This is a genomic window from Marinithermofilum abyssi (genome assembly GCF_014641195.1).
In the GTDB taxonomy this organism is placed as follows: Bacteria; Bacillota; Bacilli; order Thermoactinomycetales; family DSM-45169; genus Marinithermofilum; species Marinithermofilum abyssi.
Map to the genome: position 1 here is coordinate 23,753 of NZ_BMHQ01000017.1, position 7,407 is coordinate 31,159.

Annotated in this window: 5 protein-coding genes; all 5 read right to left on the reverse strand. The window is 53.9% G+C overall.

Annotated elements, in window-relative coordinates:
* Nucleotides 1-63: 63 nt before the first annotated feature.
* From IEW70_RS16480 to IEW70_RS16500, 5 genes are read right to left on the reverse strand one after another with little or no spacing between them, the layout of a single operon-like run.
* The gene (locus IEW70_RS16480; protein ID WP_188649009.1) at nucleotides 64-2,256 is read right to left on the reverse strand and encodes a malate synthase G; all 2,193 of its coding nucleotides are present in this window, start codon (nucleotides 2,254-2,256) and stop codon (nucleotides 64-66) included.
* A gap of 35 nt (nucleotides 2,257-2,291) precedes the next feature.
* Nucleotides 2,292-3,704 carry an FAD-linked oxidase C-terminal domain-containing protein gene (locus IEW70_RS16485; RefSeq protein WP_188649013.1) on the reverse strand — a complete coding sequence of 471 codons (1,413 nt, stop codon included), beginning with the start codon at nucleotides 3,702-3,704 and terminating at the stop codon, nucleotides 2,292-2,294.
* Nucleotides 3,705-3,754: 50 nt separating this feature from the next.
* Nucleotides 3,755-5,104: a (Fe-S)-binding protein gene (locus IEW70_RS16490; protein WP_188649014.1), complete on the reverse strand. Its 1,350-nt coding sequence runs from the start codon at nucleotides 5,102-5,104 to the stop codon at nucleotides 3,755-3,757.
* A 20-nt stretch (nucleotides 5,105-5,124) separates the two neighbouring features.
* Entirely contained in the window at nucleotides 5,125-6,438 is a 1,314-nt protein-coding gene (locus tag IEW70_RS16495) for an FAD-binding oxidoreductase (RefSeq protein ID WP_188649010.1), read from the reverse strand.
* A gap of 30 nt (nucleotides 6,439-6,468) precedes the next feature.
* On the reverse strand, nucleotides 6,469-7,221 hold the full coding sequence (locus tag IEW70_RS16500; RefSeq protein ID WP_308423184.1) for a FadR/GntR family transcriptional regulator: 753 nt from the start codon (nucleotides 7,219-7,221) through the stop codon (nucleotides 6,469-6,471).
* Nucleotides 7,222-7,407 lie beyond the last annotated feature (186 nt).

The following is a 7,407-nucleotide window of genomic DNA, read 5'->3' on the forward strand; positions in this document are numbered from 1 at the left end:
GTACAGGTGGTCCACCCGGTCGAAAAATAACTTCAAGACACGGTAGCCACCTCGAGATTTGTTTTAGGCCTTACCGGCTACTCTCTTGGCCTTGGCTTCCAAGCGCCGGTGATGCAAGATCGGCTCGGTGTAACCATTGGGTTGCTCACAGCCTTTGAACACAAGGTCGCAGGCCGCTTGAAACGCGACGGAGTTCTCAAAGTCATCCGACATGGGACGGTAATGGGGATCTCCGGCGTTTTGCTCATCGACCACTTTGGCCATGCGTTTCAACGTCTCGAGTACCTGTTCTTTCGTACAAATTCCGTGGTAAAGCCAATTGGCCATGTGTTGACTGGAGATCCGCAGCGTAGCTCGGTCCTCCATCAGCCCCACGTTATTGATATCCGGCACTTTGGAGCAACCGACACCCTGCTCGACCCAACGAACCACATAGCCCAAGATCCCTTGGGCGTTGTTGTCCAGTTCCTGCTGAATCTCTTCCGGGCTCCAATCGGGGTTTTCGGCCACTGGAATTTCCAAGATATCATCTCGGAAGTCTTTAGAGCTGTCGGCCAAATCCTTTTGCACCTCAGTGACATCCACTTGATGATAGTGGATAGTGTGTAAGGCAGCGGCGGTTGGGGACGGCACCCATGCAGTATTGGCACCCGCTTTCAGTTGACCGCCCTTTTGCTCCAACATATCCGCCATCCGGTCGGGCATGGCCCACATACCTTTGCCGATCTGAGCGCGTCCTTGGAAACCACTGGTCAAACCGGCATTCACGTTGGAACGTTCATAGCCTTGTAGCCATTTGGAGGTTTTCATGTCATTTTTGCGAATCATCGGTCCGGCTTCCATGGACGTATGAATTTCGTCGCCGGTTCTGTCCAGGAATCCGGTATTAATGAACACAATCCGATCCTTGACTTGACGGATGCAGGCTTTCAGATTTAACGTGGTCCGGCGTTCCTCGTCCATCACCCCGATTTTCAGGGTATTCCGTTTAAGATCGAGCATGTCTTCCACCCGGTCAAACAGCTTGCCGGCAAAAGCCACTTCTTGGGAGCCGTGCATTTTCGGTTTAACAATATAGATCGATCCCTCAGCCGAGTTTTGATATCGGCCGTTTCCTAAAAGGTCGTGTTTGGCAATAAGGCTGGTGATCACACCATCCAAGATCCCTTCCGGAACCTCCTGTCCGTTCCGATCCAACACCGCGTTCGTCGTCATTAAGTGACCTACGTTACGGATCAGCATCAGAGAACGCCCAGGCAGGGTAATATCCTTTCCGGTGGGAGAGGTATACACCCGATCCGGGTTGAGGGTCCGGGTTACGGTTTGATTGCCCTTTTTGAAGGAGGCCGTTAAGTCTCCTTTGATCAGGCCTAACCAGTTTCGATACACCAGCACTTTGTCTTCTGCATCGACGGCCGCGACGGAGTCTTCGCAATCCATGATCGTCGTTACTGCCGCTTCGAGGTAAATGTCTTTCACCCCGGCCGAATCCGTTTGACCGATCGGATGACTGCGGTCCACCTGTATTTCTACATGCAACCCGTTACTTTTCAACAAGATCGCCGAAGGGTTGTCCGGTTGCCCCTGATAACCCGCCAACTTGGAATCATCTTGGAGACCGGTGGTTTCTCCATTGCTCAGGGAAACAGACAATTGGCCGTTGCTGATGGCATAGCCCACAGCCTCTTGATGAGAGGCACCTTTTAATGGAGCCGCCTGATCGAGAAATGCCTTGGCATAGGCAATTACTTTCTCCCCACGGGTGGGATTGTACGTTTCCCGACGTTCAGCTCCACCTTCTTCAGGGATCGCGTCCGTTCCGTAAAGGGCGTCGTAAAGGCTTTGCCAGCGGGCGTTGGCCGCATTCAGGGCAAGGGCATTGCTTAAGGGAACGACCAGCTGGGGTCCAGCTTGGACCGCAATTTCATCGTCGACCCCTTGGGTGGTAATCTGGAAATCTTCCACTTCCGGTTCGAGGTAGCCGATCTCTTTCAAAAAGGATCGATAGTTTTCCGGATCCCCTGTTCCTTTGTTTTCTCGATGCCATTGATTGATTTTCTTTTGCAGCTCATCTCGCCGGGCTAACAATGCCTTGTTTTCCGGCGTTAAGTCGTGTATTAAGGTTTCCAGATCCGACCAGAACTGCTCACTGCTCAATCCGCTTCCGGGGAGGACTTCCGAATTCACAAACTGGTAAAGATCCGAATGCACCTGTAGGTTTCCTATTTGTACATAATTTTCTGATTGTACGGACATGAAATCCCTCCGTTGTCGGTTATGTTTGTCTTGAGTCAGACTTCCGCCAGCTTCCGCTCTTTGATCTCTTTCTTCACTTCGGCACACCGGCCCGGTTTAGGAAACAGTTTGTCGGGGTTAAGAAGATTTTTGGAGTTGAACACGTCCCGAATCCGTAATTGCGCTTCAATCTCTTCATCAGTGAAAATAAAGCGCATTTCTTCTTTCTTCTCGATCCCGACCCCGTGTTCCCCGGTAATGGATCCACCAACATCGGCACAAACCTTTAAACAACGGGAGCCAGCTTCCAAAGCCCGTTCCTTTTCCCCCGGCTTCCGCTCGTCAAACAGAATCAGTGGGTGAAGGTTTCCGTCCCCGGCATGGAAAATGTTCGCAATTCGAAGACCGGTATCCTGACTAATTTCCCGGATTTTTTTCAACACCTCCGGCAGTGTGCTGCGGGGGATCACCCCGTCCTGGACGAGATAATCGGGAGAGATGGCCCCCATCGCGCCGAAACCGGTCTTTCGGTTAGCCCACCAAGCAGCGGCCTCCTTTTCATCTCGGGCGACCTTGACTTCCCGAACATTCCGCCGCCGACACACCTCCACGATCTCTTTTGCCTGTTCCCTGACTTCTGCCGCAATCCCATCTACCTCGATCAGGAGCAGCGCTTGTACATCGAGTGGGTGACCGACGGGGAAATTGGCGGATTCCACGGCCTCGATCGCCGTCTGATCCATCATCTCCAGGGCTGCCGGCACGATTCCCGCGGAAATGATGTCGGAAACCGCCTGGGAGCCCTCTTCCACATCATCAAAATAGGCTAGGATCGTCTGCTTCGCTTCCGGGGTCTTCAGGATCCGGACGGTGATCTCCGTTATGATTCCCAGCGTTCCTTCCGATCCCGTCAGCAGACCCAGGAGGTCGTAGCCAGGTAGGTCGGGTATCCCATCTTCTCCGAGCCGAATCACTTTACCGTCTGGCAGGACCACTTCCGCACCCAAGATGTGGTTGGTGGTCACCCCGTACTTCAGACAGTGAGCACCGCCAGCGTTCTCAGCGACGTTGCCCCCAATGGTGCAGGCGGACTGGCTGGAGGGATCCGGGGCGTAATAGTATCCTTCGCCGGCGATCGACTGGGTCAGTTTGAGGTTGACATACCCTGGCTGAACGACGGCTATTCGGTTTTCAAAGTCGACTTGGAGTAGTTTTTTCATTTTAACCAGGCTGACGATCACTTCCCCGCCGAGAGGGGTCGCTCCGCCGCTCAGCCCCGTACCGGCTCCCCGGGCGATAAAGGGGATATTCTCCCGGTTCAGAAGCCGGACCACGGCCGCCACTTCCTCCGTGTTCGCCGGAAAAACCACGGCCCGTGCTTCTCCCCGACACAGGGTGAACCCGTCACATTCATATGCCACCAGATCCTCCCGCCGGTAAAGCACATTTTTTTCCCCGACAACCGCCATCAAATGTTGAATCAAAGGATCCACCCGCTGTTTCTTTTTTCGGAACACCTTTACACCTCCCGGTCGGTCCCCGTCTGGTCTTCGATTTGATAGGAACGATCCAATAGTTCCATGGTATGGACCACTTTGGCACTACGTCCGTGGCGGAGCACGCCCACCGCCATCTGTAGCATACAGCCCGGATTGCCCATGGAGATTAACTCAACTTCCTCCGGGACATACGTCATTTTTTGCTCCAGGATCGCTCCTGCCATTTCGGGGTGGGTGAGATTATAAATACCAGCACTGCCACAACACCGGTCCGCATGGGGCATGTCCACCAACTCCAGCCCGGGAATCTCCCTTAAGAGGGAACGCGGTTCTTCCCGCACCCCCTGACCGTGGGCGAGGTGGCAGGCATCGTGATAGGTGACCCTAGCGTCGATTCTCCCTTTGGGTGGTTCAAAGCCATGGTCATAGAGAAATTTGGAAACATCGGTCACTTTTTCGGCAAAGGCTTCCGCCTTCTCCCGGGACTCCGGATCTTCCCGGAACAGTTCGGGATACTCCTTCATCGCACAACCGCAACCGGCGGCGTTGACCAGAACGTGCTCCGCATCGTTGAAAGCCTCGATGTTCTTGCGGGCCAGCTTTCGTCCGGATTCGCGATCCCCCGCGTGGACATGAAGGGCCCCACAACAGGTCTGATCCCGAGGAACGTGAACCTCGTAACCGTTTTGCGTCAGTACCCGGACCGTCGCTTCGTTCACGTTACTGAAGACGACATCCATAACGCATCCCGTCAGAAGTCCCACCCGCTTTTTCCTTTCTCCCCGGACAGGGATGACTTCGGGAAACTTTTTCCGGACCGGAACCCCGATCTCCGGCGTGACCCGCTCCATTTCCTCCAGGTGGGAAGGCAGAACCTTGATCAGGCCGGTCTTCCTAGCAAGTGCCAACAGCCCGCTTTTCCTCAAGAATTTCAGGAGACCCCCGAGCTTGGTGAGCCGGTCCGGATTTGGAAACACACCGTTCAGGAAAAAACGGCTGACCGCTCCTCTCCACCCTTTCAGTGGCATCGCCCGCCGGATCTGCCCCCGGGCCTCCTCGATCAACCCGCCCACCTGAACGTTGGCCGGACAGGCGGTTTCACAGGCACGGCAGTCAAGACAGGTGAACACCGGATCCATAAAACTTTCGTTCAGCTCAATCTTTCCATCGGCCACCGACTTGATCAGGTGAACTCGCCCTCTCGGGGACTGATGTTCATGGCCCGTTTCCAGGTAAGTGGGACATGCCTCCAGGCATAAACCGCAATGAACACAATCGGCCCATTTGTTTTCGTCGGGAACATCCCCCGCTAAGTAGTTCCCAAGGCTTCTGGAAGGAGAGGTCGCCGTTTCGGTCGTGGCTATGTTCATACCTTGGTTTCCACTCATAATCACAATCCCCCCACAAACCGTTGGTCGTTCAGTGTTCGCTTCGGATCAATGGCCTCCTTGATTCCCTTCATCAAAGGGAGGTGAACCATGCGAGTGCCCCAGGCATCAAATCGCTTCCGAAGCGGGTAGACCATGTGATCAGCGACCAGATAGCCCCTTCTCTCCTCGGCAAAGGCACGTAACTGAGTCAAGTAATCTAAAACATCCTCCTCGTCTCCCCGGACATAGGCCCGGGATATTCCGTGACCCGTTCCACCGTGGGCCAAGGCTTCCACCTTTCGACCTGCGGTTAACTCCGTCGCTTGGCTCACCACTGCCACCGCATCGGAGCTGTGGGTTCCAATCTTGACGGCGACTTCTGCGGAGTTTGCCTCAGAGGAAGCAGTTTCATTGAAAGGAAGGCGGCTCCATTCGTCCCACCATGATTTTGCTTCCTTTTCGCGGAAGACCTCTAGATCTGCCCCTTCGGGCAAAATCTTTTGGATTCGGTTCAGCTGTTCTTCCACGGCAGTTTTCCCGCCCTCGAAGGCCACCGCTAATGCATACCGGTTGGGTCCGGCCAACCGCTGGGTCAAGAGAGGATTGAGATATTCGAGGGTCACTGGCTCCAGGTGAGACCGCTGCAAGGTATTGACAAACGATTGGACCGCTTCCTCTCTGCCTTCCCTGAAAACAGCCAGAGCGAGGCTTTCGTAGGGGGGGAGCGGCCGCAGTTTGACGGTCACTTCCGTGATCACTCCCAGCGTCCCCATCGAACCCACGAACAACTTATTCATATCATAGCCGGCCACATTTTTGACCACTTTCCCCCCAGTCCGGATGACCCGTCCGTCCGGATAAACGACACGGAGACCGATGACCACATCTCTCGGAGCTCCGTAATAGAGCCGTTTGGGTCCGGTGTCGTTGGACGCGATCACACCCCCGAGGGTGGCCTTTTCGGGCCAGCGGGGGTCTAGCGGAAGCATCTGACGATGCTCTGCCAGCTTTTTGGTCAACTCCCGGATCGGTGTGCCCGCCCGGGCCGTGAGCGTCAGGTCCCCGGTACGGTGCTCTACAATCCCCTTCAAATTTTTCAGAGAAACGACAAGGTCATACGACTTTCGCAGCCCCCCGAAGCCTAGCTTACTACCTCCGCCCGTAACCGCTACTTTCAAGTCCCGTTCGTTTGCAGCATTCAGGATTTTCGCCACTTCGGTTTCCGTCTCCGGATAAACCGCGACTTCGGCTCCGTTTCCCAACAGATCGGACCCAGTCGCCCTTTTCCGAATCCTCTCTGACTGCAGAATGTTGTCAAAATAGAGCGAAGACATTCCTTCACCTCCTCAACCCCAGATAATTTTTTAATCTTGTCCACATAGCCGATCTCTAACCACGTGGTCCACAAACATCAGATGCTCCAACATCAAGCGCCGGGCAGATGAGCCATCTGCCGCTTGAATCGCCTCATAAATCCGTCGGTGCTGACCGGACACCTCCAACGTCTGGCGGGGATTTTCCAGGATCGAACGATGAAACTCACACATGACATTTTGGGTCGCATTGGAAACAGTCTCCATCAACCGGGTCAAAACCTGATTCCGGGTAGCTTTTACGATCGCCATGTGAAACCGGTAGTCCGCCTCCCATGCCGATTCGTTATCTGCCGATTCCATTTCGATTAATCTCTCTTTTAATTCAGACAGATCCGTCGCGTTCCGGTTTTCGGCTGCCGCCTCGGCCACTCCTGGTTCTAGTATTTTCCGAACTTGTAACACTTCCCGAATTTCTTCCCGATTCACCAACCATAAATCGTTTAACAAATCCGATGCATCAAATCGGTTGACAAAGGCTCCTTCACCCCGACGGACGGTTACCAGCCCTTTGCCTTTGAGTGTTGTAATCGCGTCCCGCACAGCCGTTCTACCGACCCCGAACCGATGACACAGCTCCCGAACAGAAGGGAGCTTATCCCCATACTTCAAACGCCCTTCTTCAATCCACCCTTGGATTCGATCTGCGACTTGATCAGAAATCTTATTAACAGAGATCTTCTCGGATGACAGTATGAACCACCTCCTTCCCCCGTAGGATATATTTCTTATATGATATTTCAGATATCACATAAGTTACATACTATTTAACCAATAGTATAGAATTCTGTCAATTTTATTCCTTATAAATAGCGAGTGGGAAAACCCAGCCCTTTCGGGTTGGGATGAAAGCGAGCATCGGACAAGGGAGGGGCTTGCCCCCTCTCAACAGTCCGACAATTTTTTCGTCCAAAGGCTGGAACATACGTT